Below are 24,828 nucleotides of genomic sequence, written 5' to 3'. Positions count from 1 at the left end.
TTTGTTACACATTATCAATCAACCGGCACAACTAATTTAATTTGAAGGAGGTAGGCTCCTTGATTGATGTAAATAATTTCCATTACATGAAAATAGGACTTGCTTCACCTGAAAAGATTCGTTCTTGGTCATTTGGTGAAGTTAAAAAACCAGAAACAATTAACTACCGTACGCTAAAACCTGAAAGAGATGGTTTATTCTGTGAGAAAATTTTCGGTCCAACTAAGGACTGGGAATGTAGTTGTGGTAAATACAAACGAGTACGCTATAAAGGTATGGTCTGTGATAGATGTGGCGTTGAAGTCACTAAATCTAAAGTGCGTCGTGAAAGAATGGGACACATTGAATTAGCAGCACCTGTATCACATATTTGGTACTTTAAAGGTATACCTAGTCGCATGGGACTATTATTAGATATGTCTCCACGTGCGCTAGAAGAAGTAATTTATTTTGCTTCTTACACAGTAATTGATCCAGGTCCAACTGGATTAGAAAAGAAACAATTATTAACTGAAGGTGAATACCGAGAATATTATGATAAATTCCCGGGTAAATTCAGTGCAAAAATGGGCGCGGAAGCAATCCGTGATCTATTAAGTGATATAGATTTAGAAAAAGAATTAAAACAACTTCGTGAAGAATTAGAATCAGCTACTGGCCAAAGATTGACAAGAGCAATTAAACGTCTAGAAGTAGTTGAATCATTCCGTCACTCTGGTAATGAACCTTCATGGATGATTTTAGATGTATTACCAATTATTCCACCTGAAATCCGTCCAATGGTTCAATTAGATGGTGGTCGCTTCGCAACAAGTGACTTAAATGATTTATACCGTCGTGTTATCAACCGTAATAATCGTTTGAAACGTTTATTAGACTTGGGTGCTCCTGGCATTATCGTTCAAAACGAAAAACGTATGCTACAAGAAGCTGTAGATGCGTTAATCGATAACGGTCGTCGTGGTCGTCCAGTAACTGGTCCAGGTAACCGTCCGTTAAAATCACTTTCACACATGTTAAAAGGTAAACAAGGTCGTTTCCGTCAAAACTTACTTGGTAAGCGTGTTGACTACTCAGGACGTTCAGTTATCGTTGTTGGTCCTAGTCTGAAAATGTACCAATGTGGTTTACCGAAAGAAATGGCTTTAGAATTATTTAAACCATTCATTATGAAAGAATTAGTAGAACGTGAAATTGCTACAAACATCAAAAATGCAAAAGGCAAAATTGAAAGAATGGAAGAAGAAGTATGGGATGTACTTGAAGATGTTATTAAAGAACACCCAGTACTATTAAACCGTGCACCTACATTACACAGACTAGGTATTCAAGCGTTTGAACCTACTCTAGTTGAAGGTCGTGCGATTAAACTTCACCCACTTGTTACAACAGCTTATAACGCTGACTTTGATGGTGACCAAATGGCGGTTCACGTACCATTATCTAAAGAAGCACAAGCAGAAGCACGTATGTTAATGCTTGCAGCTCAAAACATCTTGAACCCTAAAGATGGTAAACCAGTTGTTACGCCTTCACAAGATATGGTATTAGGTAACTATTACCTTACATTAGAAAGAAAAGGTGCAATAGGTGCTGGTGACATCTTCAATGAAACTGACGAAGTTATTAAAGCTTATGCAAATGGTCATGTACACTTACATTCACGTATAGCTTTACATGCAAGATCACTTAAGAACCCAACGTTTACAGCAGAACAAAATAAAAAATTATTAATTACTTCTGTTGGTAAAGTTATCTTTAATGAAATTATGCCTAATTCATTCCCATATATTAATGAACCGACTAATTTCAATTTAGAAAAATCAACTCCTGATAAATACTTTGTTTCACCTACAGATTTACCAGAAGGTGGACTAGTAGAATATCTTGAAGACGTTGAGCTTGTTAAACCATTTAACAAAGTATTCTTAGGTAAAATCATTGCTGAAATATTCAACAAATTCCATATAACTGATACTTCAATGATGCTAGATAAGATGAAAGATTTAGGATTTAAATATTCATCTCGTGCTGGTATTACTGTTGGTGTATCTGATATCGTGGTTCTTTCAGAGAAACAAGAAATCATCGATGAAGCAGAAGTTAAAGTTGAAAAAGTTCAAAAACAATTTAGCCGTGGTTTAATCACTGAAGGCGAACGTTATGCAGCAGTTATCGAAATTTGGACAAAAGCTAAAGATGATATTCAAGCTAAATTAATGATGTCATTAGATAATCTTAACCCAATATTCATGATGAGTGATTCAGGTGCTCGTGGTAACGCATCTAACTTTACTCAATTAGCTGGTATGCGTGGTCTGATGGCTAACCCATCTGGTAAAATTATTGAGTTACCGATTAAATCTTCATTCCGTGAAGGTTTAACAGTACTTGAATATTTCATATCAACTCACGGTGCTCGTAAAGGTCTAGCCGATACAGCGCTGAAAACTGCCGATTCAGGTTACTTAACTCGTCGTCTTGTTGACGTAGCACAAGATGTTATTGTCAGAGAAGAAGACTGTGGAACTGATAGAGGTTTATTAGTATCTGATATTAGAGAAGGATCAGAATTAATTGAGCCATTTATTGAGCGTATAGAAGGTCGTTATTCTAAAGAAACATTACGTCATCCAAAAACTGATGAAGTAATTATCAAAGTTAACGAACTAATAACGCCAGAAATTGCTAAACAAATACTAGATGCTGGTATTACTGAAATGCACATCCGTTCTGCATTTACATGTAACACTCGTCATGGTGTATGTGAAAAATGTTACGGTAAGAACTTAGCAACTGGTGAACAAGTTGAAGTTGGTGAAGCAGTTGGTACAATAGCTGCCCAATCAATCGGTGAACCAGGTACACAGCTTACAATGCGTACCTTCCATACTGGTGGTGTAGCCGGAGCAGATATCACACAAGGTTTACCACGTATTCAAGAGTTATTTGAAGCGCGTAACCCTAAAGGTCAAGCAGTTATTTCAGAAATTAACGGTGAAGTAACAGAGATTACTATCGTTAAAGATCGTCAACAAGAAATTAAAGTTAAAGGCGAAAATGAAATTAGAACTTACCTTGCTTCAGGTACTGCAAGACTTAAAGTTGAAGAAGGACAATATGTTGAACGTGGCGAAGTAATGACTGAAGGTTCAATTGAGCCTAAAGGATTACTAGCTGTAGCTGGATTAAATGCTACTCAAAAATACTTGCTTAAAGAAGTTCAAAAAGTTTACCGTATGCAAGGTGTTGAAATTTCAGATAAACACGTTGAAGTTATGGTTAGACAAATGCTTCGTAAAGTAAGAATTATTGAAGCAGGAGATACGAAACTATTACCAGGTGCTTTAGTAGATATTCATACATTTACTGATGCAAACAGAGAAGTATTTGCTACGCGTAAGCGCCCAGCAACTGCTAAACCTGTATTACTTGGTATTACAAAAGCTTCTCTTGAAACTGAAAGCTTCTTATCAGCGGCGTCATTCCAAGAAACAACTAGAGTTCTTACAGATGCTGCAATCAAAGGTAAACGTGATAACTTACTTGGACTTAAAGAAAATGTTATCATCGGTAAATTAATCCCTGCTGGTACAGGTATGAGAAGATATACTGGTGTAGATTTCGAAAAAGTTGAAAAAGAAGTATCACCTGAAGAAACAGTAGTAACTGATTAACAGATATGAGCTGTTCTAGGGGTCTAGAACAGCTTATATTTTATTATAAAAACACTCCAAAAATTATTGACTTTATCAAAGTAGGATGTTATTATTGTTAAGGTTGATGCAAGCAGACGCTTTGGAGGATATCAAATGTCTAATGAAAAAGCCTTAAGCTTAAATCAAGACAATTATGTCATTGGTTTAAAACAAACCACTAAAGCATTGAAGAAGCATGATGTACGTAAAGTAATCATTGCTCAAGATGTAAATATTCATATTTTGTCTAAAGTGTTGAATTTAGCATTTGAGACAGGCGTTCCGATAGATTATAGTCCAACAAGACAAAAGTTAGGATCGCACTATGGAATAGAAGTAAATGCGACAGTAGTTGCATTGCTTAAATAAATGTGTAAGCTGTGCTTACTATTTTTATTTGCCTTAAAATGAACCACCTGGATGTGTGGAATTAAGAAAACAAGAGAGGAGGACATTAAAGATGCCTACTATTAACCAATTAGTACGTAAACCACGTACAAGTAAATCATCACACTCTACAGCACCTGCATTAAATAAAGGATACAATAGCATGAAGAAAAAAGTGACTACTGTATATTCTCCACAAAAACGCGGTGTTTGTACACGTGTAGGAACAATGACACCTAAAAAACCTAACTCAGCGTTACGTAAATATGCTCGTGTTCGTTTATCAAACAACATCGAAGTAAACGCGTATATCCCTGGTATAGGCCACAACTTACAAGAACACAGTGTTGTACTTATTCGTGGTGGACGTGTTAAAGACTTACCTGGTGTACGTTATCACGTAGTACGTGGTGCTTTAGACACTTCTGGTGTTGAAGGACGTATGCAAAGTCGTTCACTTTATGGTGCTAAAAAACCTAAAGCTGCTAAGAAATAATCTAATATTAAATTTCTGTGTTTAACAGATTTTTATGTGACGATAAACTAAATAAATTTTATAATTAGGGAAGGAGGATTTCGATTATGCCTCGTAAAGGTCCAGTTCCAAAAAGAGATGTATTACCAGATCCAATTCACAACTCAAAATTAGTAACAAAATTAATCAATAAAATCATGCTTGATGGTAAGCGTGGTACTGCTCAAAGAATTCTTTACTCAGCATTCGAACTTGTTCAAGAACGTTCAGGTAAAGATCCAATTGAAGTATTCGATGAAGCTATCAACAACATCATGCCTGTACTTGAAGTTAAAGCTCGCCGTGTAGGTGGTTCAAACTATCAAGTACCTGTAGAAGTACGTCCAGATCGTCGTACAACTTTAGGTTTACGTTGGTTAGTTAACTATGCTCGTCTTCGTGGTGAAAAAACTATGGAAGAGCGTTTAGCTAACGAAATCTTAGATGCTGCTAACAATACTGGTGGCGCAGTTAAGAAACGTGAAGACGTTCATAAAATGGCAGAAGCTAACAAAGCGTTTGCTCATTATCGTTGGTAAAATAGAACCTAGGACCCTAAGCGTTAAAATGATAAAGATTCCTTTTAATGGGTTATCTCTAGTTTTTTAAACACTTAGGGTATCTGCGTATCTATTGTAATAAAAAAACCAAATATCCAATATTTTGGAAGGAGTAAGAATACTATGGCAAGAGATTTCTCTTTGAAAAACACTCGTAATATCGGTATCATGGCTCACATCGATGCTGGTAAAACAACGACTACTGAACGTATTCTTTATTACACAGGCCGTATTCATAAAATTGGTGAAACACATGAAGGTGCTTCACAAATGGACTGGATGTCACAAGAGCAAGAACGTGGTATCACAATCACTTCTGCTGCTACAACTGCAGAATGGGAAGGCCACCGTGTAAATATCATCGATACACCTGGACACGTAGACTTCACAGTTGAAGTTGAACGTTCTTTACGTGTACTTGATGGTGCCGTTACAGTACTTGATGCTCAATCAGGGGTTGAACCTCAAACTGAAACAGTTTGGCGTCAAGCAACAACATACGGTGTTCCACGTATTGTATTCATTAATAAAATGGATAAAATGGGTGCGAACTTTGAATATTCAGTTGGTACATTACATGAGCGCTTACAAGCTAATGCTCACCCAATTCAATTACCAATCGGTGCGGAAGATGATTTCAGTGCTATTATTGATTTAGTAGAAATGAAATGTTTCCAATACAATAACGATTTAGGTACTGAAATTGAAGAAATTGAAATTCCTGAGTCTCACAAGCAAAAAGCTGAAGAAACTCGTGAATCTTTAATTGAAGCTGTTGCAGAATCAAATGACGAATTAATGGAAAAATACTTAGGTGGAGAAGAAATCACAATTGATGAGCTTAAAAAAGCTATTCGTCAAGCTACTTGTGATGTTGAATTCTACCCAGTATTATGTGGTACAGCATTCAAAAACAAAGGTGTTCAATTAATGTTGAACGCAGTTATTGACTACTTACCATCACCATTAGATGTTAAACCTATTGTCGGACATAGATTCGAAAGTGAAGAAGAAGTAATTGCTAAACCTGATGATTCAGCACCTTTCGCTGCATTAGCGTTTAAAGTAATGACTGACCCTTATGTAGGTAAATTAACATTCTTCCGTGTTTATTCTGGTACTATGGAATCAGGATCATACATTAAAAACTCAACTAAAGGGAAACGTGAACGTGTAGGTCGTATCCTACAAATGCACGCTAACTCTCGTCAAGAGATTTCTACTGTATATTCTGGTGACATTGCTGGTGCGGTAGGACTTAAAGATACTGGTACAGGTGATACTCTATGTGACGAAAAAGATGACATCATCTTAGAAGCAATGGACTTCCCAGAGCCAGTTATTCACTTATCAGTTGAGCCTAAATCAAAAGCTGACCAAGATAAAATGACTAACGCATTAGTTAAATTACAAGAAGAAGACCCAACATTCCATGCACATACTGACCATGAAACTGGACAAGTTATCATCGGTGGTATGGGTGAATTACACCTTGATATTTTAGTAGACCGTATGAAACGTGAATTCAAAGTTGAGTGTGCTGTTGGTGCGCCAATGGTATCTTACCGTGAAACGTTCAAAACGCCTGCACAAGTACAAGGTAAATTTGCTCGTCAATCAGGTGGACGTGGACAATTTGGTGATGTTCACATTGAATTTACACCTAACGAACAAGGCGCAGGTTTCGAATTCGAAAACGCTATTGTTGGTGGGGTAGTTCCTCGTGAATATATTCCTTCAGTTGAAGCTGGTCTTAAAGACGCTATGGAAAACGGTGTATTAGCTGGGTATCCATTAGTTGATGTTAAAGCTAAATTATATGATGGTTCATACCATGATGTCGATTCATCTGAAATGGCCTTCAAAATTGCAGCTTCATTAGCACTTAAAGAAGCAGCTAAAAAATGTGATCCAGTAATCTTAGAGCCAATGATGAAAGTTGAAATCGTTATGCCTGAAGAGTACATGGGTGACATTATGGGTGACGTAACAAGTCGTCGTGGACGTGTTGAAGGTATGGAAGCACGCGGTAACGCTCAAGTTGTTCGTGCATTCGTTCCACTTTCAGAAATGTTCGGTTACGCTACAAACTTACGTTCTAACACTCAAGGTCGTGGTACTTATACTATGGTATTTGATCACTACGAAGAAGTACCAAAATCAATTTCTGAAGAAATTATCAAGAAAAATACAGGCGCTTAATCAAAACGCTTTAATAAATTGATTTTTTTCTCAAAATGATTTATAAATTAACTATAGGTTATCCTCATGATGGTGAGTAACCATCATGAGGCTTAATAAAAAAATATAATTTTTAATATGAATAGGAGAGATTTCATAATGGCTAAAGAAAAATTTGATCGCTCAAAAACACATGCCAATATTGGTACTATCGGTCACGTTGACCATGGTAAAACTACTTTAACAGCTGCTATTGCAACTGTATTAGCAAAACGTTCTGGTGACGGAGAAGCTCGTTCATACGCTCAAATCGACAACGCTCCAGAAGAAAAAGAACGTGGTATTACAATTAATACTTCACACATCGAATATGAAACAGCTACTCGTCACTATGCGCACGTTGACTGCCCAGGACACGCTGACTATGTTAAAAACATGATCACTGGTGCTGCTCAAATGGACGGCGGTATCTTAGTAGTATCTGCTGCTGACGGCCCAATGCCTCAAACTCGTGAGCACATTCTTTTATCACGTAACGTAGGTGTTCCTGCATTAGTAGTATTCTTAAACAAAGTTGACATGGTTGACGACGAAGAATTATTAGAATTAGTTGAAATGGAAGTTCGTGACTTATTAACAGAATATGACTTCCCTGGCGATGACACTCCAGTAATTGCTGGTTCAGCATTAAAAGCTTTAGAAGGCGACGAAGCTTACGAAGAAAAAATTGTTGAATTAATGGAAGCTGTAGATACTTTCATTCCAACTCCAGAACGTGATTCTGACAAACCATTCATGATGCCAGTTGAGGACGTATTCTCAATAACTGGTCGTGGTACTGTTGCTACAGGCCGTGTTGAACGTGGTCAAATCAAAGTTGGTGAAGAAATCGAAATTATCGGTTTAACTGAAGAATCATCTAAAACAACTGTAACTGGTGTTGAGATGTTCCGTAAATTATTAGACTTCGCTGAAGCTGGAGATAACATCGGTGCATTATTACGTGGTGTTGCTCGTGAAGACGTTAACCGTGGTCAAGTATTAGCTAAACCAGGTTCAATCACACCTCACACTAAATTCAAAGCTGAAGTTTATGTATTATCAAAAGATGAAGGTGGACGTCATACTCCATTCTTCACTAACTACCGTCCACAATTCTATTTCCGTACTACTGACGTAACTGGTGTTGTAAACTTACCAGAAGGTACTGAAATGGTTATGCCTGGCGACAACGTTGAAATAGACGTTGAATTAATTTCACCTATCGCTATTGAAGACGGTACTCGTTTCTCAATCCGTGAAGGTGGACGTACAGTTGGATCAGGTGTTGTTACTGTAATCGAAGCTTAATTCGATTTCGTACACACTTAACCAAACGTATAATATCTAGCATATTTTACTAGATTTAAATAGAGCAGGGGAAATTCTTATTAACTTAAGAATTTCCCCTGTTTTTTATGTTCATTAATATATAGAATTTATTTTTCTAATTCTTCACTATGTTCAATAATGGATAGGAAGAGTTTAACGCTATTTTGTAATGATTGTTCATCTAAATCGAATTTAGGGTGATGATGAGGGTAAGTTGCTTTTAATGCTTCATTGCCTACACCTGTAAAGAAATAAGTTCCTGGTACATGCTGTAAGAAGTAACCAACATCTTCTCCACCGAGTGAAGGCGGAAAATCAAAAGCTTCTTCGATAGTATCAATATTACTTGCTAGATTTTTAGCCCATTTTGTTTCCTTTTCATGGTTTACTACTGGTGGATATCCGTCTGTATAGTCTAAGTGACATTTCACACCATAACTTGATTCTATACCGTTTAAAATCCCATTTAAACGATCTTTGATTTGTTCTTTAACGCTAGGTAAATAACTTCTTATTGTTCCTGTTAATTTTACTTTGTCCGCTATAACATTAAAGGCGTTACCACCTTTAAATGTTCCAAATGTGACAACTGCTGACTCAAGTGGGTCAATAGTTCTTGATACAATACTTTGCGCCTGAACAATTAATGATGAAGCTGCGACAATTGGGTCTTTTGCGAATTGAGGCATTGCGCCATGCCCACCAAGCCCTTGGATTTCAATTTCAAATGAATCTGCAGCTGCATAAGCAGGTCCAGCACAAAATCCGACTTTATTTGCGTCTATATGGCTCGCTGTATGGGTACCGAATACATAATCAACACCATCTAATGCACCAGCTTCTATCATAGCTCTAGCGCCACCTGGAAGGACTTCTTCAGCATGTTGATGAATAAGTACGACATTACCATGGATAGCATCTGAATGTTCTTTTAATATTTTAGCTGTTATTAATAAGCTTGCTGTATGAGCGTCATGTCCACAAGCATGCATAACGCCCTCTACTGTAGACTTATAAGGCACTTCCTTTTCATCGTTGATAGGCAAAGCATCAAAGTCTGCTCTTAAAGCAATAGTAGGACCTTCTTTCCCGCCTTTAATATAGCCTAAAAGTCCGTTACCTCCGACATCTTTTTTTACTTCAATACCTAAATTTTCAAGATAATCTGCGATATACTTTTTAGTATTTTCTTCTTGAAAAGATAATTCAGGATGTTGATGTAAATGCCTTCTAATTTCGATTAATTCATCCATATGCTTTTCAACTTCATGCGTTAAGGTCATTTTTATAATCTCCTTCCATAAACTTAAATGTTGTTAATAAAAAGATGCGTACAGCATTGATTAACCCTTTTTCATCGATATCGAATTTTGGATGATGATGGGGAAAATCTGCTTTAAAATGCTCATTTCTAGTTCCAGTATAGAAGAAAGCACCGGGCACTCTTTGTTGGTAATAAGAGAAGTCTTCACCACTTAAACTTGCTTCTAATTCTACCAGTTCATAAACGCTATCAACTTCTTGAGTGGCTTCAAGAATGAGGTCAGTCTCACGTTCTGTATTAATGACAGGAGGATAACCTTTACTATATTTTAAATCGTAAGTAACATCTGTTGAAGTTGTTAAGCCTTCAAGTACTTTTTTGAAACCTTCTACAACGCTTGCTTGAATCTCTGAATCAAATGTTCTTATCGTCCCGCCAATTTTACATGTATCTGGTATAACGTTATTTGTTTCACCAGCATTAAACATTGTGATAGAAAGAACGGCAGGTGATAAAGCACTTGTTTTACGTGAAACAATATATTGTAAGTCATTACATAGTTGAATTCCGGCTGCTAATGGATCTATTAATTGGTCGGGATGAGCTGCGTGACCACCTCGACCTTTTAACGTAATCCAGAAGTCATCTGGAATGCCTGTTGTTGTTCCGTATTTATAACCGACTTTACCAACATCTATAGTACTTGATACATGTTGGCCAATGATAGCGTCCACACCTGTTAGGCATCCGTCTGCAATCATTTGTATCGCGCCGCCAGGGTCTACTTCTTCAGCATGTTGGTGAATAAAAACAACACGACCATTAATATCATCACGATGTTCAGATAAAATTTTTGCAGTCATGAGTAAGACAGCAGTATGCGCATCATGTCCACAAGCATGCATGACGCCATCTACAGTAGATTTATAAGGTACTTCTTTTTCGTCTTGTATAGGTAATGCATCAAAATCAGCTCTAATTGCTAGGGTAGGGCCTGGTTTATCTTTGTTTAATGTTCCAACTACACCTCTGCCACCAACACCTTCTCTAACATCTATGTCTAGATTACGAAGGTAATTTGCAATATAGGCTGGAGTTTGTACTTCTTCAAATGAAAGTTCAGGATTCATATGTAAATGCCTTCTGATTTCTATCATCTCATCATAATAATCTTCAACTTTTTGAAATAAAATATCTTTCATTTATTATATTACTCCTTCAACTTCAAGAATTTTTAAAAACATTTCTGTTGTCGTTTTCATTGCATCTTCATCTAAATCAAACATTGGGTGATGGTGAGGGGCTGTTGAAGATTTTTCTTCATTACCACTACCAGTTAGGAAGAAGCATCCTGGACGTTCTAAAAGATAGTAAGAAAAGTCTTCACCAATCATCATTGGTTCGATATCTTCATAAGTAAGATCTAAATCTGTAGCTGCTTTTTTAACAACATTGTATTGTTCATCATGATTAATGACGGTAGGATAGCCTCTTCTATAATCGAAATCGTAACTTGCGTTATTTGCGATACAGATACCCTTTAAAAGGCGTTCTAGTTCTTCTTCGATTAAATCCTTCACTTTGGGATTAAACGTTCTGACAGTGCCTTCAATAGTCGCTGTGTCGCTAATAACATTAAAGGTGTTACCTGCGTCAATTTTTCCTACAGTAATAACACCTTGGTCGATAGGATCTAAATTTCTTGAAATGATTTTTTGTAAACTAGAAATATACTCTGAAACAATGACTATAGGATCAATGGAAGTGTGTGGTTTAGCACCATGACCACCTTTACCTTGAATTGTGATTTTGAAATAATCAGGAGAAGCCATCATTGCACTACTCTTAGTTTTAATTTCTGATGTTGAATGTCCACTCCAAAAGTGATTGCCGTATATTTTATCTACGCCATCTAAAGCACCATCATCAACCATTGGTTTAGCGCCACCTGGACTTAATTCTTCCGCGTATTGGAATATAAAAACGACATTACCTTTCAATTGTGATTGATGTTCATGTAGTAATTCACATAAAGTGAGTAGTGTAGCTGTATGCCCGTCGTGTCCACAAGCATGCATCACACCATCTACAGTAGATTTGTATGGAACGTCTTTTTCATCTTGAATAGGCAATGCATCAAAATCAGCACGAAATGCAATAGTCTGACCTGGCTCATTTCCTTTAAGTTTTGCTACTATACCATTTTGACCAACACGTTCTCTTATTTGTAACTTATCTAACTTTTTGAGTTCAGATAAAATAAAATCATGAGTTTTATCCTCATGATATGATAATTCTGGATTCATATGCATATATCGTCTTATTTCTACGAGACGATCAAATTTTTCTTCGATTTCTTTTTTCCAATTGACCATTGCTAAACCTTCTTTCAATTCTTTCGAAATATAATACGACTATTGTAGCAAAATTTATAGAAAATTTAAACAATTCAATTTACTATGATAACGCTTAATTCTTTGATTTTAGTATGTTATGATAAATAAAAAGTGCTAAAGGAGAAAGTGCAAATGGTACAAACATTAGAAACATTTTTAACAACAAATTTAAATGAATTGAAGGATAATGGTTTGTATAATGAAATTGATATTGTTGAAGGCGCAAATGGTGCTGAAATTAATATTGGTGGAAAATCATATATCAATTTATCTTCAAACAATTACCTTGGATTAGCAACAGACGAAGATTTGAAAAAAGCTGCTAAAGACGCAATCGATACTCATGGTGTTGGCGCTGGTGCAGTACGTACTATTAATGGGACACTAGATTTGCATAGAGAATTAGAAGAGACTTTAGCTCAATTTAAAGGGACTGAAAGTGCAATTGCTTATCAATCTGGATTCAACTGTAACATGGCAGCAATTTCAGCAGTTATGAATAAGAATGATGCAATTCTTTCTGATGAATTAAACCATGCTTCTATTATAGATGGTTGTCGTTTATCTAAAGCGAAAATCATTCGAGTGAATCATTCTGATATGGAAGATTTAAGAGCAAAAGCAAAAGAAGCAGTAGAGTCAGGTCAATATAACAAAGTAATGTATATTACTGACGGCGTATTCTCTATGGATGGTGATGTAGCTAAATTACCAGAAATCGTAGAAATCGCTGAAGAATTTGGCTTAATCACTTATGTTGATGACGCTCACGGCTCAGGTGTTATGGGTAAAGGAGCAGGCACAGTAAAACATTTCGGTTTACAAGATAAAATAGATTTCCAAATTGGAACGTTATCTAAAGCAATAGGTGTAGTAGGTGGATACGTAGCAGGTACGAAAGATTTAATAGATTGGTTAAAAGTTGCTTCAAGACCTTTCTTATTCTCAACTTCTTTAGCACCTGGAGATACTAAAGCAATTACTGAATCAGTTAAAAAATTAATGGCTTCAACTGAATTACACGATAAATTATGGGATAATGCGAACTACTTAAAAGAAGGCTTAAAAGCTAAAGGGTTCGATATTGGACATTCAGAAACACCAATTACACCAGTAATTATTGGTGAAGAGAAAAAGGCTCAAACATTTAGTAAACGACTAATGGACGAAGGTGTATATGCAAAAGCTATAGTATTCCCGACTGTGCCTAGAGGTACAGGTCGTGTAAGAAATATGCCAACTGCAGCACATACGAAAGAACAATTAGATCAAGCAATTGAAACTTACGAAAAAATTGGTAAAGAACTTGGATTGCTGTAAATAATGTGAAGTGACAGGCTGAGACATAAATAAATGTCTCAGCCTTATTTATGATATACTCCCTGTTTTTATGTAATAAGTGCCCTTTTTATTATAGAAATGTGTTTCTCAAGTATACAAATCGGCTTAAATAAGTTAAAATAACTATAAAGAAAGCGTTTTTGTACGTTCTAAAAAGACGATTGAACATTTCAATAGTACAGGAGGATTTTTATTATGAAAAAAGTCATCATAACTGGTGCACTAGGTCAAATCGGGACAGAATTAGTAATAAAATTAAGAGAAAAATTTGGTAACGATCAAGTTCTAGCTACAGATATAAAAAGACCAGAAAGTGACAGCGTTATATTAAATGGACCATTCGAAATACTAGATGTAACGGATAAAGACAGATTGTTTGAGCTAGTTGAAACATTTAAAGCAGATACAATTATGCATATGGCTGCTTTATTATCTGCAACTGCTGAAAAAAATCCTTTATTTGCATGGAATTTAAATATGGGTGGGCTTGTAAATGCTTTAGAAGCGGCAAGAGAATACAACATGCAATTCTTTACACCAAGTTCTATAGGCGCTTTCGGGCCTAATACACCAAAAGATATGACGCCACAAGAAACGATACAAAGACCGACTTCAATGTATGGCGTGAATAAAGTAGCAGGAGAATTATTATGTGACTACTATTATACGAAATTTGGCGTAGATACAAGAAGTGTACGTTTCCCTGGGTTAATTTCTTATGTAAAAGAACCGGGCGGAGGGACAACAGATTACGCTGTGGAAATATACTTTAAAGCGATACGAGAAGGTAAATACAATAGTTATATCGCTAAAGGGACATATATGGATATGATGTTTATGGATGATGCTATTAATGCGATTATTCAATTGATGGAAGCAGACGGGGAAAAATTGGTTCATCGTAACGCATATAACGTAAGTGCTATGAGCGTAGAACCAGAAACAGTTAAAGCTTCAATACAAAAAATATTGCCTGAATTTGAGCTTAGTTATGATGTTGATCCTGACCGTCAAGCAATTGCAGATACTTGGCCAAATTCAATCGATACAAGTTGTGCTAAGGAAGAATGGGGATTCAATCCACAATATGATTTAGATAGCATGACAAAACTAATGTTGAAAGCAATTAAAGAAAAAGACCAATTAGCAAAAAGTTAAATATATTATGAGTATTTTTTAAATTTTCTAAAAACTTATTGAATAACCCCTCTATGACTGATATACTTGATAACATTAATTATTAATTAGCCTAGGAGGAATCATTATGTCAGAAACATTTTACGTAGAACAGCGTGAGCAGCTGAAAGAAAAACCGGATTTCCAAAAGTTAGCTTTCGGCGAAATCTTTACAGATTATATGCTATCTATGTCTTATAAACAAGGTGAAGGCTGGTCAGAGCCTAAAATTATTCCATATGGGCCAATTACTTTATCGCCAAGTGCACAAGGGCTTCATTATGGTCAAACAGTATTTGAAGGCATGAAAGCATATAAAGATGGAGATGAAGTAACGTTATTCAGACCTGACCAAAATTTCAAAAGAATCAATTTATCGTTAAAACGTTTGGAAATGCCACAAATCGACGAAGACAAAGTATTAGAAGGTTTATTACAGCTAATTGATATAGAACGTGATTGGGTGCCTAATGGTGAAGGCCAATCTTTATATGTGAGACCATTTGTATATGCAACTGAACCATACTTAGGTGTACGTTCGTCAACAGATTATGAATTTCTAGTGATTCTTTCTCCTGTAGGTGCATATTATGGTGATGAACAATTAAAACCAACAAGTATATATGTCGAAGATGAGTTTGTTCGTGCTGTTAGAGGTGGAGTAGGTTTTGCTAAATGTGGTGGAAACTATGCTGCTAGTTTAATTGCACAAACACGTGCTAATGAATTGGGCTTTGATCAAGTTCTTTGGTTAGACGGCGTAGAACAAAAATATATCGAAGAAGTAGGTAGTATGAATATCTTCTTTGTAATCGATGGTAAAGTAGTAACACCTGAATTAAACGGTAGTATTTTACCAGGTATTACAAGAAAAACTGTGCTCGAGTTAGCCCAAGAATTGGGTTATGAAACTGAAGAAAAACGAATTTCAATCGATGAAGTAGTCAATGCACATCATGATGGTCGTTTAACAGAAATATTCGGCACAGGAACTGCAGCTGTTATTTCACCAGTTGGCTTCTTAAAATATGATGAAGTTGAAATTACAATTAATGATAATAAGACGGGTCCTATCACAAATCATTTATTTGATGAGTACACAGCAATCCAAACAGGTAAGAAAGAAGATAAACATGGTTGGAGAGTAGTAGTAGGACAAGAAAGCCGTATTGAGACAGTATAAAGATATTTAAAATAAATCAGGCTGAGACATCTATTTGTCCCAGCCTGATTTTTTAAAGGAGAATACATATATGATTAATTGGCTATTATTTGATAAAGACGGTACATTACTAAAGTTTGATGAAACATGGTCTGAAATCTCTCTTGTGATGATCAATAAATTTATAGAACAATATCAAGTTGAAGAAGAACAATCATTACAAGAAGAATTAGGATATGTAGACGGGAAATTTTTAGCAAGTGGTATTTTAGCTTCAGGAACATTATCTGATATCGTAAAAAAATTTCAAAAATACGCTAATCACGAAAATAATAAAGAAGTAGAAGACTGGACAGTACAATTAAGCAAAGATTTAATTGCAGAATATAATCCAGAAACGGTCGTAATAGACGACATGCAAAATACATTAAAACATTTCAAAGATAAAGGATATCAAATAGCGATTATAACGAGCGACGATCAAGACGGAACAAAACGCTTTATCAAAGATGCAGGCGTCAGTCATTTAATAGACGATACAATTACCGCTACTATTAACGGTTATCAAAAGCCAGACCCTAAAATGGTAGAAGACTTTTATGCAAAATGGAACGTTGTACCAGAAGAAATAGCAATAATAGGGGACACCCCAAGAGATATACAAATGGGACGAAATTCACATTTCGGTGTAGTAGTCGGTGTACTAAGCGGTACTGGCGAAAAATCAGACTTGGAAGAAGCGGATTATATATACAAAGACATAAATGAATTTCATGAAAAAGAAGCAGAATGGAATGGTAGATGATTGGAGCCTTACCTCAGTCAAGTATACATTTTCAAAATCAAAGACAACAAAAAAAAACCAACCTGAAAGATAATTCTAACGGGTTGGGATGTTTATTTTAGGAAAAGATTTATCCTACCTATATATTTCCTACTTCACTCTTGTATCGATAGCGCGATGTGTTTCAATGACGTGTGCTACTTTGTCGATGATTTTGTTGATTGATTCTGGGTCTTCGTATAAGTCATAATCATTTATATTTACACGAACAACTGGACACTCTGTAAAGTTGTTAATCCAATTATCATAGCGTGCGAAAAGTTTTTTCCAATATTGTTCGTCTGTTTCGATTTCCATTTGTCGTCCTCTATTTTTGATGCGTTGTATAACATCTTCATAGTCGCATTCTAAATAAATTAATGCATCTGGTTTAGGGAAGTATGGGGTCATAACCATTGCTTCAAATAGTTCTCTATAAGTTGCGTAGTCTTCTTGTGTCATTGTTCCTTGTTCTTCATGCATTTTTGCGAAAATATCAACGTCTTCGTAAATGGAACGGTCTTGTATAAAGCCACCGCCATATTCGAACATTCTTTTTTGTTCTTTAAAGCGTTCTGCTAAAAAGTATATTTGAAGGTGGAAGCTCCAACGTTCAAAGTCGTGATAGAATTTTTCTAAATATGGGTTGTTATCTACTTTTTCAAAAGATGTTTTAAAGTTTAAGCGCTCACTTAGAGCTGTTGTTAATGATGACTTTCCTACCCCAACAGTACCAGCAATCGTTATAATCGCATTACTAGGAATGACTTTATTGGTCATGTTTAATCTCTCCAATCAATGGTTGTAATAAATGTAAAACGTGTTGATAATCTGAGGTGTTATGAACGAAATCTAAATTTGAAGTATCTATTTGTATTGCATCGATTTCATTTTTTACTTCTTTATAAAACTGATTATAGTCGTGTTTTAATTGTGCTAAGTAGTCGTCTTCTATTTGAGCCTCATAGGATCTATTCCTATTGGCAATGCGTTCTTGAAGAACATCTAAGGAAGCATCGAGGAAGATTATTTGATCTGGCATGCGAATATCTTCAGTTAAGATATCGTAGATTCTACTGAATTTATCATATTCAAAATCGTTTAAAGTGTTTTTAGCGAAAATTTTATTTTTAAATATGTGATAATCACTTACGATGCCTTGCACATTTTGTAAATCTGTTAATTGTTTATAGCGATGACATAAGAAGAACATTTCAGTTTGAAAACTCCATTTTGAAATGTCATCATAAAAATCACTTAGAAATGGATTTTCATCTACAATTTCAAATTCTTCTTTATAATTCAAAGCTTTAGCAAGCTTTTTAGTTAAAGAACTTTTCCCGACTCCTATAGGTCCTTCAATTGCAATAAAGGTTTTTTTCATATTTATCTCTCCAGGTGTTAAAATAGACATACCTATTCTATCACAAATTAAACGGAGTGAAATAAAACGTGCATGAAAATTATATGAAACTTGCTATTGAAGAAGCGAAAAAAGCATGGAAAATGGACGAAGTACCAATTGGTGCAATTGTTGTGTATAAAGGAGAAGTAATTGGACGAGGGCATAATTTAAGAGAAAATGAACAAAGTCCTTCTGCACATGCTGAGATGTTGGCAATTCAAGAAGCATCTGAATATTTAAATTCATGGCGTTTAGAAGATACTACTTTATATGTAACGTTAGAACCTTGTGTTATGTGCTCGGGCGCTATAGTAATGAGTAGAATACCTCATGTTGTATACGGCGCAAGTGATCCTAAAGGTGGATGTAGTGGTAGTTTAATGAATTTAATAGAAGATACAAGGTTTAATCATCGTTCTACAGTAGAAAGAGGAATATTAGCAGAAGAGTGTGGAGAGATGCTTCGTACGTTTTTTTTAGAAAAAAGAGCGAAAAAGAAGCAAAACAAAGAGAAGAGTTCAGATTCATAGAGTTTATACAGATAATTTGTTAGAATTTATGTTGAATATAAAGAAAAGAGGTCTCTCTAATGATAAAGTTAATCGCAACAGATATGGATGGTACTTTACTAAATGCAGCACACGAAATTTCTAATGAGAACTATGAAGCAATAAAATATGCCCAATCTAAGGGTATTACGGTAGTTATTGCTACGGGAAGAGCTTTTTATGAAGCGAATGGTCCAATTGCACCAACAGATTTGACTTTACCTTATATTTGTTTAAACGGGGCTGAATTAAGGGATGAAGAATTTAACATTATTCATACATCTAAATTAACACGTCCATTAATTGATAAAATTACAGGTGTCTTAAATAGTGAAGATATTTATTACCAAGTGTATACGAACTTTGGTATTTATACAGAAGACCCAGAGAAAGACTTAGAAATCTATGTGGATATAGCAGAAAAAGCTGGCCAAAAAGCGGATGTTAAGAAAATTAGAGCTAATATACAAAATCGTATAGATAATGGGACTTTGAAACAAGTTGATAGCTATGACGAAATTAGTAAACGTCCAGGCGAAATTATTTTGAAAATCTTAGCATTTGCGAGTGATTTAGAAAAAATCGATAGAGCTAAAGCAGAAATTTCTGAGTCTCAAAGTTTAGCTGTATCTTCTTCTTCAAGAGGGAATATAGAAATTACACATTCTGATGCACAAAAGGGAATCGCATTAGAAGCAATCGCTGAACAACTCAAAATACCAATGTCAGATGTTATGGCGATAGGTGATAATTTAAATGACATTTCTATGTTAGAAAAAGCAGGATACGCAGTTGCAATGGAAAATGGTGCACCTGAAGTTAAAGAAATGGCGGATTATATAACAGATACAAACGAAAATAGTGGTGTTGGTAAAGCCATCATACAAGCTTTGAAAAGCGAAGAGTAATTGTTAATAGTCCATTAGACTGATTTTTAACTGAGTATAAACTCTTAGTTATTCAGTATGTTATACTGTGAGGTATAATAAATATCATAGATTTTGAGGTGACAACAGTGAAAGTATTACTTATTGTAGGTAGCGCTAAACAATACTCTCATACACATGCACTGGCGCAATTTGTTCGCGGTAACTTAGAAGAACAAGAAGCAGAGGTAACATTGTTTGATTTATATGATAAGCCAGTTCCGTTCTTAGATGTATCTGGCCGACACTTAAATGATGAACGTATTAAAGCAAATGTTAATGAATTACGAGAACTAGCTGAAGAAGCAGATGCTATTATAATTGGTACACCAAATTATCACGGTTCATATTCAGGCGTAGTAAAAAATGCATTAGACCATTTAACGATGGACGAATTCAAAATGAAACCAGTTGGATTAATTTGCAATAGTGGTGGCATGCGTAGTACGGAACCATTATCACACTTAAGAATTATCATGAGAAACTTGTTAGGAATTGCTGTACCTGTCCAAATCTCTACACAAGATGCAGATTACGGAAAAACAGAAGACGGCACTTACTATGTGGATGTAGATGATATTAAATTACGCGTTAAACTATTTACAGAGCAAATCATTAAATTAATTCAGAATAATCCATGGGTTGAAACTGAAGAAGAAGAAGTGAATTTGTAATTAAGGAAAGTAACGAGTGGTTACTAGGGTTAAATAAAAATGAAAAACAGCCAAAATTCTTTTTTAAATAAGAATTTTGGCTGTTTTTTAGTTATATATGATTATTTTGAGTATTTTAATCTTGCGAATGCATCATGTTGATGTATTGATTCTTCATTACGGCATTCTATTTCGAAACCATTAATCCATTCTAATTCGACTAAATCTGCCGCTACTAATCTAATTAAGTCCTCTACGAAGCGAGGATTTTCATATGCACGCTCTGTAACTGCTTTTTCATCTGTACGTTTTAGTATTGGATAAAGCATAGAGCTCGCATTTGCTTCCATACCGTCTAAAATCAATTCTTTATAATTATCCGGTAAATCAGTCTCAGTGTCTAAATCAATTAGGACTGTAATAATACCGCGCTGGTTATGAGCAGAGTATTCACTAATTTCTTTAGAACAAGGACATAGTGTTGTAACCGGTACTTCGATACCTAATGATTTTTTAGTAAGTTTGTCGTCTGATACTGATAAAATGTAACGTATATCAGCGTTTCCAACAGCTTTTTGTTGAGTAATTGGACTGTATCGGTTAAAGAACCATTTAGCTGATACGTCTACAGAAGCTGTATTTTGGAACATTGCACTTTCAAGTGTATTGAGTAATGATTTTAAAGAATCAAAACTTAAAGGCACACCGTTATCGTAATGTTTTTCAACACTTTCGATGATACGGCTCATATTAATACCTTTTTCATCTTGATTTAAACTTGTCGAAAACTCAAAATTACCAATTGATTGAAAACCATCTATTTTAACAGGATAAACTAAATTTTTAATACCAACATGCTCAATTTCGAATAGGAAATCTTTTTTAGAACTTTGTAAATCAGGCATTTTTTCTTTTTCAGTAGGTTTCGTTCCTTTGATTGGATCTACTGAACCAAAATATTTCCATCGCGCTTCACGTGTTGATAAATCGATTTGTTTCATTAACATTGCCTCCAACTATCTATTCAATATGATATGTCCAGAAATGTTCTGACTTCAACCACATATCTTTAGCCGCTTCACTCTCTTGTGTATTTGAAGCGAGGTTTTGTAACATTGGTCCGGTTTGAGATGCATGAGCTTGAAGTACTTTCATTTTACGTTCCTCATAACCAGTTATATCTATATTTACATCGGGCTCTCCGAGATCGCTATACGTGTCATTACTAAATGCTACTAAATGTAATTTAGGACGTTCTGATTTTTCAATACGGCTTACTGTTCTTATCACTGCTTCTGCAGTTGCTTCATGGTCTGGATGTACAGAATAGCCTGGATAGAATGATATTATTAGTGATGGATTTAATTCATCTATTAATGATTTTACCATATTATCTATTTCATCTTTCGGTTCAAATTCAACAGTTTTATCTCTATAACCCATTTTACGTAAATCAGTAATACCAATTGCTTCAGCAGCTGCTTCTAATTCACGTTCTCTAATAAACGGTAAAGACTCTCTTGTTGCAAAAGGAGGGTTGCCGAGATTACGACCCATTTGACCTAAAGTTAAGCATGCATAAGTAACTGGGACACCGCTATCTATAAATTTGCTTAATGTACCCGAAGTTCCAAACGCTTCATCATCTGGATGTGGGAATATAACCAATACTTGTCTTTCTTTATCCATTGTCGTCACCTCTTATTCCTTAAACGGTTTACTACTAATTTCTAAACTAGCAGCAAGTTGCCCTTCATGATTTAATCCCGCTAATAATAATTCTTTATTTTCCGTTACTTCATAATGTGTCAAACCTTGTACATAAACCCAGCCATTATTGTCTAATTTAAGGCCCACACGGAAAGGCTCTTTAACGCCACCTGTTAAATGAGCATGGGTAAATGTAACTTGAATATTTCTTAAAAATGTACCAGCGTTGAACACTTTTTGATCAAAGTGATTCGCATACGCACCATTTGTTGTCTCTACATGAAGATAAACTGGCTTATTTTCATATTCTGATATTAAGGTTTGAACTTGATCTATTTGAATTAATTCCATGCCTTTCACTCCTCATAGTATATACTTTACTATTCTACTAAATTCTCGAGTGAATTTATATACATTCTGCTCACAACTCAGGAATTATTATCCTTTAAAATAACTTCTTTAGTATGGTCGTATTGTGTTAAATGACTTTCGTGTGATAAAAGCATGTAACTGACAACATCTATTAGAAAATGAGCTGAAATTTGAGTGTTAATAAATTGATGGTCATTTATTCTAGTTTGATCTATCGTCATAATCGTTATGTCTGAGAGAGCGGAAAGAGGGCTACCAGCATAGTTAGTAATCGCAATAATTGTGGCACCATGATCTTTAGCGATTTTAACAGCGTTAACCAATTCTTTTGTTTCTCCACTATTAGACAAGGCAATAAATGTATCTCGCTCAGTGAGCAAAGAAGCACCAATTTTTATTTGATGCACATCTGTCGCTGAATTTCCTTTAATACCCATGCGCATTGTTCTGTAATAGAACTCAGTGGCTGTTAAACCCGAGCTACCTAACCCTGCAAATAAGGCATGTTCACTTTCTATTAATACTTCGATCAATTGATTTATTTTTTTATTAGAAATAAATTCACCTGATTTTTGAATGATGGATTGATGATATTCATATATCCGTTGTATGAGAGGTACATTTTGAATATCTGTTCCATTATAAGATTGTTGAATACGATTTTCAAAATTCATGGTTAACACTCCTGTTTTCTATAATATGTGTATTATATTTGAAAAAGTTTTCCAAAACAACGAATGTTATTGACTAATCTTTTCATGGTGTTATATTTAGTTTCAATAGGAGGTGTGCCCATGAGTAAAATTTTTGATAAGGCACAACAATTCGGGAAATCATTTATGTTACCCATCGCTATATTACCAGCAGCAGGTTTGCTTCTGGGTATTGGAGGTGCGTTGAGTAACCCAAATACAATAAAAGCTTATCCAATCTTAGATGTGGATTTATTACAATATATCTTTATATTAATGTCTTCAGCAGGAGATATTGTTTTTGCTAATTTACCAGTAATATTTGCTATAGGTGTAGCGATTGGATTAGCGAGAAGTGATAAAGGTACAGCTGGTCTAGCAGCGATGTTAGGCTTTCTAATTATGAATGCAACTATGAACGCGTTATTGACGATTACTGACAATATTGCATCTCAAGATTCACTTGCTAAAGCAGGGCAAGGGATGATGTTAGGAATTCAAACAGTTGAAACAGGTGTATTTGGTGGTATTATCGTTGGTATTTTGACGTCATTTTTACATAATAAATATAACAAGATTACATTGCCACCATTTTTAGGGTTCTTTGGTGGTTCTAGATTCGTACCTATTATAACCTCTGTAGCTTCTATAGTATTAGGTGTTGTATTGTACTTTGTATGGCCGACCATCCAAGGTTGGATATTTGGTGCAGGTGGACTTGTGAATAAGACAGGTGTTATAGGAACTTTCATTTATGGATTTGTATTACGTATGCTTGGACCATTTGGACTGCATCATATATTCTATTTACCATTCTGGCAAACAGCTTTAGGTGGTACAATGGAAATCAACGGTAAAATTGTTCAAGGAACACAAAATATATTTTTCGCTCAGTTAGGCGATGCTAATTTAACACATTATTATTCGGGCATCTCGCGTTATATGTCTGGTCGATTTATAACAATGATGTTTGGCTTGTTAGGTGCTGCATTAGCTATTTACCATACAGCAAAGCCTGAAAAGAAAAAGGTCGTAGGTGGTTTAATGCTTTCAGCGGGACTTACGTCATTCTTAACAGGTATAACAGAGCCTTTAGAATTCAGTTTCTTATTTATTGCGCCAGTTTTATATGTTATCCATGCTATATTTGATGGATTAGCCTTTATGATGGCTGATATATTTAATATTACAGTTGGACAAACTTTTAGTGGTGGTTTTATTGATTATATACTGTACGGTGTGTTACAAGGTAATAGTAAGACAAATTATTTACTAGTGATTCCAATTGGTATAGTCTGGTTCTTACTGTATTACGTTACATTTAGATTTTTAATTACTAAATTTAACTTTAAGACGCCTGGCCGTGAAGATGAAGCGGCGGTTGAAACTGTTAAAGCAAGTGAACGCGCGCAAACAGTTATTAAAGGTTTGGGTGGCAAGGAAAACATTGATGCTGTAGATTGTTGTGCAACAAGATTGAGAGTGACCGTTAAAGATGGTGAACAGATTGATGAAGATTTGATTAAATCAACTGAATCACGAGGTATTGTTCAAAAAGGTACAGGTGTACAAATTATATATGGTCCTCATGTAACAACAATTAAAAATGAAGTTGAAGAAGCATTAGAAGAAAAATAAGGAGTGCATTT

At 35.3% G+C, this 24,828-nt stretch carries 23 protein-coding genes; 14 read left to right on the top strand and 9 right to left on the bottom strand.

The window, feature by feature from the left end; genetic code table 11:
* Nucleotides 1-59: 59 nt before the first annotated feature.
* From rpoC to tuf, 6 genes are all read left to right on the top strand, one after another.
* Nucleotides 60-3,677: a DNA-directed RNA polymerase subunit beta' gene (gene rpoC, locus LQ682_RS07075; protein ID WP_103268664.1), complete on the top strand. Its 3,618-nt coding sequence runs from the start codon at nt 60-62 to the stop codon at nt 3,675-3,677.
* Nucleotides 3,678-3,812: 135 nt separating this feature from the next.
* The gene (locus LQ682_RS07070) at nt 3,813-4,067 is read left to right on the top strand and encodes a ribosomal L7Ae/L30e/S12e/Gadd45 family protein (RefSeq protein WP_064204243.1); all 255 of its coding nucleotides are present in this window, start codon (nt 3,813-3,815) and stop codon (nt 4,065-4,067) included.
* Nucleotides 4,068-4,158: 91 nt separating this feature from the next.
* Complete coding sequence (gene rpsL, locus LQ682_RS07065) at nt 4,159-4,581, top strand: 30S ribosomal protein S12 (RefSeq protein ID WP_016999424.1); 423 nt, start codon at nt 4,159-4,161, stop codon at nt 4,579-4,581.
* Between the two features lie 86 nt (nt 4,582-4,667).
* Complete coding sequence (gene rpsG, locus LQ682_RS07060) at nt 4,668-5,138, top strand: 30S ribosomal protein S7 (protein WP_103268665.1); 471 nt, start codon at nt 4,668-4,670, stop codon at nt 5,136-5,138.
* Nucleotides 5,139-5,282: 144 nt separating this feature from the next.
* A complete protein-coding gene (gene fusA, locus LQ682_RS07055; protein ID WP_218729476.1) occupies nt 5,283-7,361 on the top strand; it encodes an elongation factor G in 2,079 nt (692 codons plus the stop codon).
* Between the two features lie 138 nt (nt 7,362-7,499).
* Nucleotides 7,500-8,690 carry an elongation factor Tu gene (gene tuf / locus LQ682_RS07050; RefSeq protein ID WP_218729477.1) on the top strand — a complete coding sequence of 397 codons (1,191 nt, stop codon included), beginning with the start codon at nt 7,500-7,502 and terminating at the stop codon, nt 8,688-8,690.
* A 128-nt stretch (nt 8,691-8,818) separates the two neighbouring features.
* Here tuf and LQ682_RS07045 read toward each other — a convergent pair whose 3' ends face one another.
* Genes LQ682_RS07045 through LQ682_RS07035 form a run of 3 tightly spaced genes read right to left on the bottom strand, consistent with a single transcriptional unit; the run spans nt 8,819 to nt 12,350 of the window.
* Nucleotides 8,819-9,994 (bottom strand): M20 metallopeptidase family protein, encoded by a 1,176-nt coding sequence (locus LQ682_RS07045; RefSeq protein WP_064204242.1) that lies wholly within the window; start codon nt 9,992-9,994, stop codon nt 8,819-8,821.
* Nucleotides 9,978-11,177 carry an amidohydrolase gene (locus LQ682_RS07040; RefSeq protein ID WP_103268668.1) on the bottom strand — a complete coding sequence of 400 codons (1,200 nt, stop codon included), beginning with the start codon at nt 11,175-11,177 and terminating at the stop codon, nt 9,978-9,980. Before LQ682_RS07040 ends, LQ682_RS07045 begins: the two co-directional genes overlap by 17 nt.
* Nucleotides 11,178-11,180: 3 nt before the next feature.
* Nucleotides 11,181-12,350, bottom strand: a complete 1,170-nt coding sequence (locus LQ682_RS07035) for an amidohydrolase (protein ID WP_147640585.1) — start codon at nt 12,348-12,350, stop codon at nt 11,181-11,183.
* Between the two features lie 153 nt (nt 12,351-12,503).
* Between LQ682_RS07035 and LQ682_RS07030 the strand changes: the two genes are divergently transcribed.
* The 4 genes from LQ682_RS07030 to LQ682_RS07015 all read left to right on the top strand — a co-directional run bounded on the left by LQ682_RS07030 (nt 12,504) and on the right by LQ682_RS07015 (nt 16,855).
* Entirely contained in the window at nt 12,504-13,691 is a 1,188-nt protein-coding gene (locus LQ682_RS07030) for a glycine C-acetyltransferase (protein ID WP_016999431.1), read from the top strand.
* 216 nt (nt 13,692-13,907) lie between these two features.
* Nucleotides 13,908-14,870, top strand: coding sequence for an L-threonine 3-dehydrogenase (locus LQ682_RS07025; protein ID WP_103268670.1), 963 nt, complete (start codon nt 13,908-13,910; stop codon nt 14,868-14,870).
* A gap of 106 nt (nt 14,871-14,976) precedes the next feature.
* Nucleotides 14,977-16,071 (top strand): branched-chain amino acid aminotransferase, encoded by a 1,095-nt coding sequence (locus LQ682_RS07020; protein ID WP_016999433.1) that lies wholly within the window; start codon nt 14,977-14,979, stop codon nt 16,069-16,071.
* A 70-nt stretch (nt 16,072-16,141) separates the two neighbouring features.
* Nucleotides 16,142-16,855, top strand: coding sequence for an HAD family hydrolase (locus LQ682_RS07015; RefSeq protein WP_147640586.1), 714 nt, complete (start codon nt 16,142-16,144; stop codon nt 16,853-16,855).
* A gap of 129 nt (nt 16,856-16,984) precedes the next feature.
* On the opposite strand, the gene LQ682_RS07010 is transcribed toward LQ682_RS07015, so the two are convergent.
* Both LQ682_RS07010 and LQ682_RS07005 read right to left on the bottom strand, forming a co-directional pair.
* Nucleotides 16,985-17,653 carry a deoxynucleoside kinase gene (locus tag LQ682_RS07010; RefSeq protein ID WP_103268673.1) on the bottom strand — a complete coding sequence of 223 codons (669 nt, stop codon included), beginning with the start codon at nt 17,651-17,653 and terminating at the stop codon, nt 16,985-16,987.
* The gene (locus LQ682_RS07005) at nt 17,643-18,257 is read right to left on the bottom strand and encodes a deoxynucleoside kinase (RefSeq protein WP_064204238.1); all 615 of its coding nucleotides are present in this window, start codon (nt 18,255-18,257) and stop codon (nt 17,643-17,645) included. Before LQ682_RS07005 ends, LQ682_RS07010 begins: the two co-directional genes overlap by 11 nt.
* Before the next feature lie 83 nt (nt 18,258-18,340).
* On the opposite strand from LQ682_RS07005, the gene tadA reads away from it, so the two are divergent.
* The 3 genes from tadA (at nt 18,341) to LQ682_RS06990 (ending at nt 20,426) form a co-directional block, all read left to right on the top strand.
* Nucleotides 18,341-18,808, top strand: a complete 468-nt coding sequence (tadA, locus tag LQ682_RS07000; RefSeq protein WP_187114643.1) for a tRNA adenosine(34) deaminase TadA — start codon at nt 18,341-18,343, stop codon at nt 18,806-18,808.
* 59 nt (nt 18,809-18,867) lie between these two features.
* Entirely contained in the window at nt 18,868-19,734 is an 867-nt protein-coding gene (locus LQ682_RS06995; protein ID WP_016999438.1) for a Cof-type HAD-IIB family hydrolase, read from the top strand.
* Between the two features lie 107 nt (nt 19,735-19,841).
* The gene (locus LQ682_RS06990; protein ID WP_064204237.1) at nt 19,842-20,426 is read left to right on the top strand and encodes an NADPH-dependent FMN reductase; all 585 of its coding nucleotides are present in this window, start codon (nt 19,842-19,844) and stop codon (nt 20,424-20,426) included.
* 101 nt (nt 20,427-20,527) lie between these two features.
* On the opposite strand, the gene folE2 is transcribed toward LQ682_RS06990, so the two are convergent.
* The 4 genes from folE2 to LQ682_RS06970 form a co-directional block, all read right to left on the bottom strand.
* Nucleotides 20,528-21,406: a GTP cyclohydrolase FolE2 gene (gene folE2 / locus LQ682_RS06985; protein ID WP_016999440.1), complete on the bottom strand. Its 879-nt coding sequence runs from the start codon at nt 21,404-21,406 to the stop codon at nt 20,528-20,530.
* A 19-nt stretch (nt 21,407-21,425) separates the two neighbouring features.
* Entirely contained in the window at nt 21,426-22,094 is a 669-nt protein-coding gene (gene bshB2, locus LQ682_RS06980; RefSeq protein WP_147640588.1) for a bacillithiol biosynthesis deacetylase BshB2, read from the bottom strand.
* Between the two features lie 12 nt (nt 22,095-22,106).
* The gene (locus LQ682_RS06975) at nt 22,107-22,466 is read right to left on the bottom strand and encodes a YojF family protein (RefSeq protein WP_016999441.1); all 360 of its coding nucleotides are present in this window, start codon (nt 22,464-22,466) and stop codon (nt 22,107-22,109) included.
* Between the two features lie 77 nt (nt 22,467-22,543).
* Nucleotides 22,544-23,161, bottom strand: a complete 618-nt coding sequence (locus LQ682_RS06970) for a MurR/RpiR family transcriptional regulator (protein ID WP_239705333.1) — start codon at nt 23,159-23,161, stop codon at nt 22,544-22,546.
* 120 nt (nt 23,162-23,281) lie between these two features.
* On the opposite strand from LQ682_RS06970, the gene LQ682_RS06965 reads away from it, so the two are divergent.
* A complete protein-coding gene (locus tag LQ682_RS06965) occupies nt 23,282-24,817 on the top strand; it encodes a PTS transporter subunit EIIC (RefSeq protein WP_103268674.1) in 1,536 nt (511 codons plus the stop codon).
* Nucleotides 24,818-24,828: the final 11 nt, after the last annotated feature.

It is taken from the genome of Mammaliicoccus sp. A-M4 (genome assembly GCF_022386955.1).
GTDB lineage: Bacteria > Bacillota > Bacilli > Staphylococcales > Staphylococcaceae > Mammaliicoccus > Mammaliicoccus lentus.
This window is presented reverse-complemented; position numbering and strand designations above follow the sequence as displayed.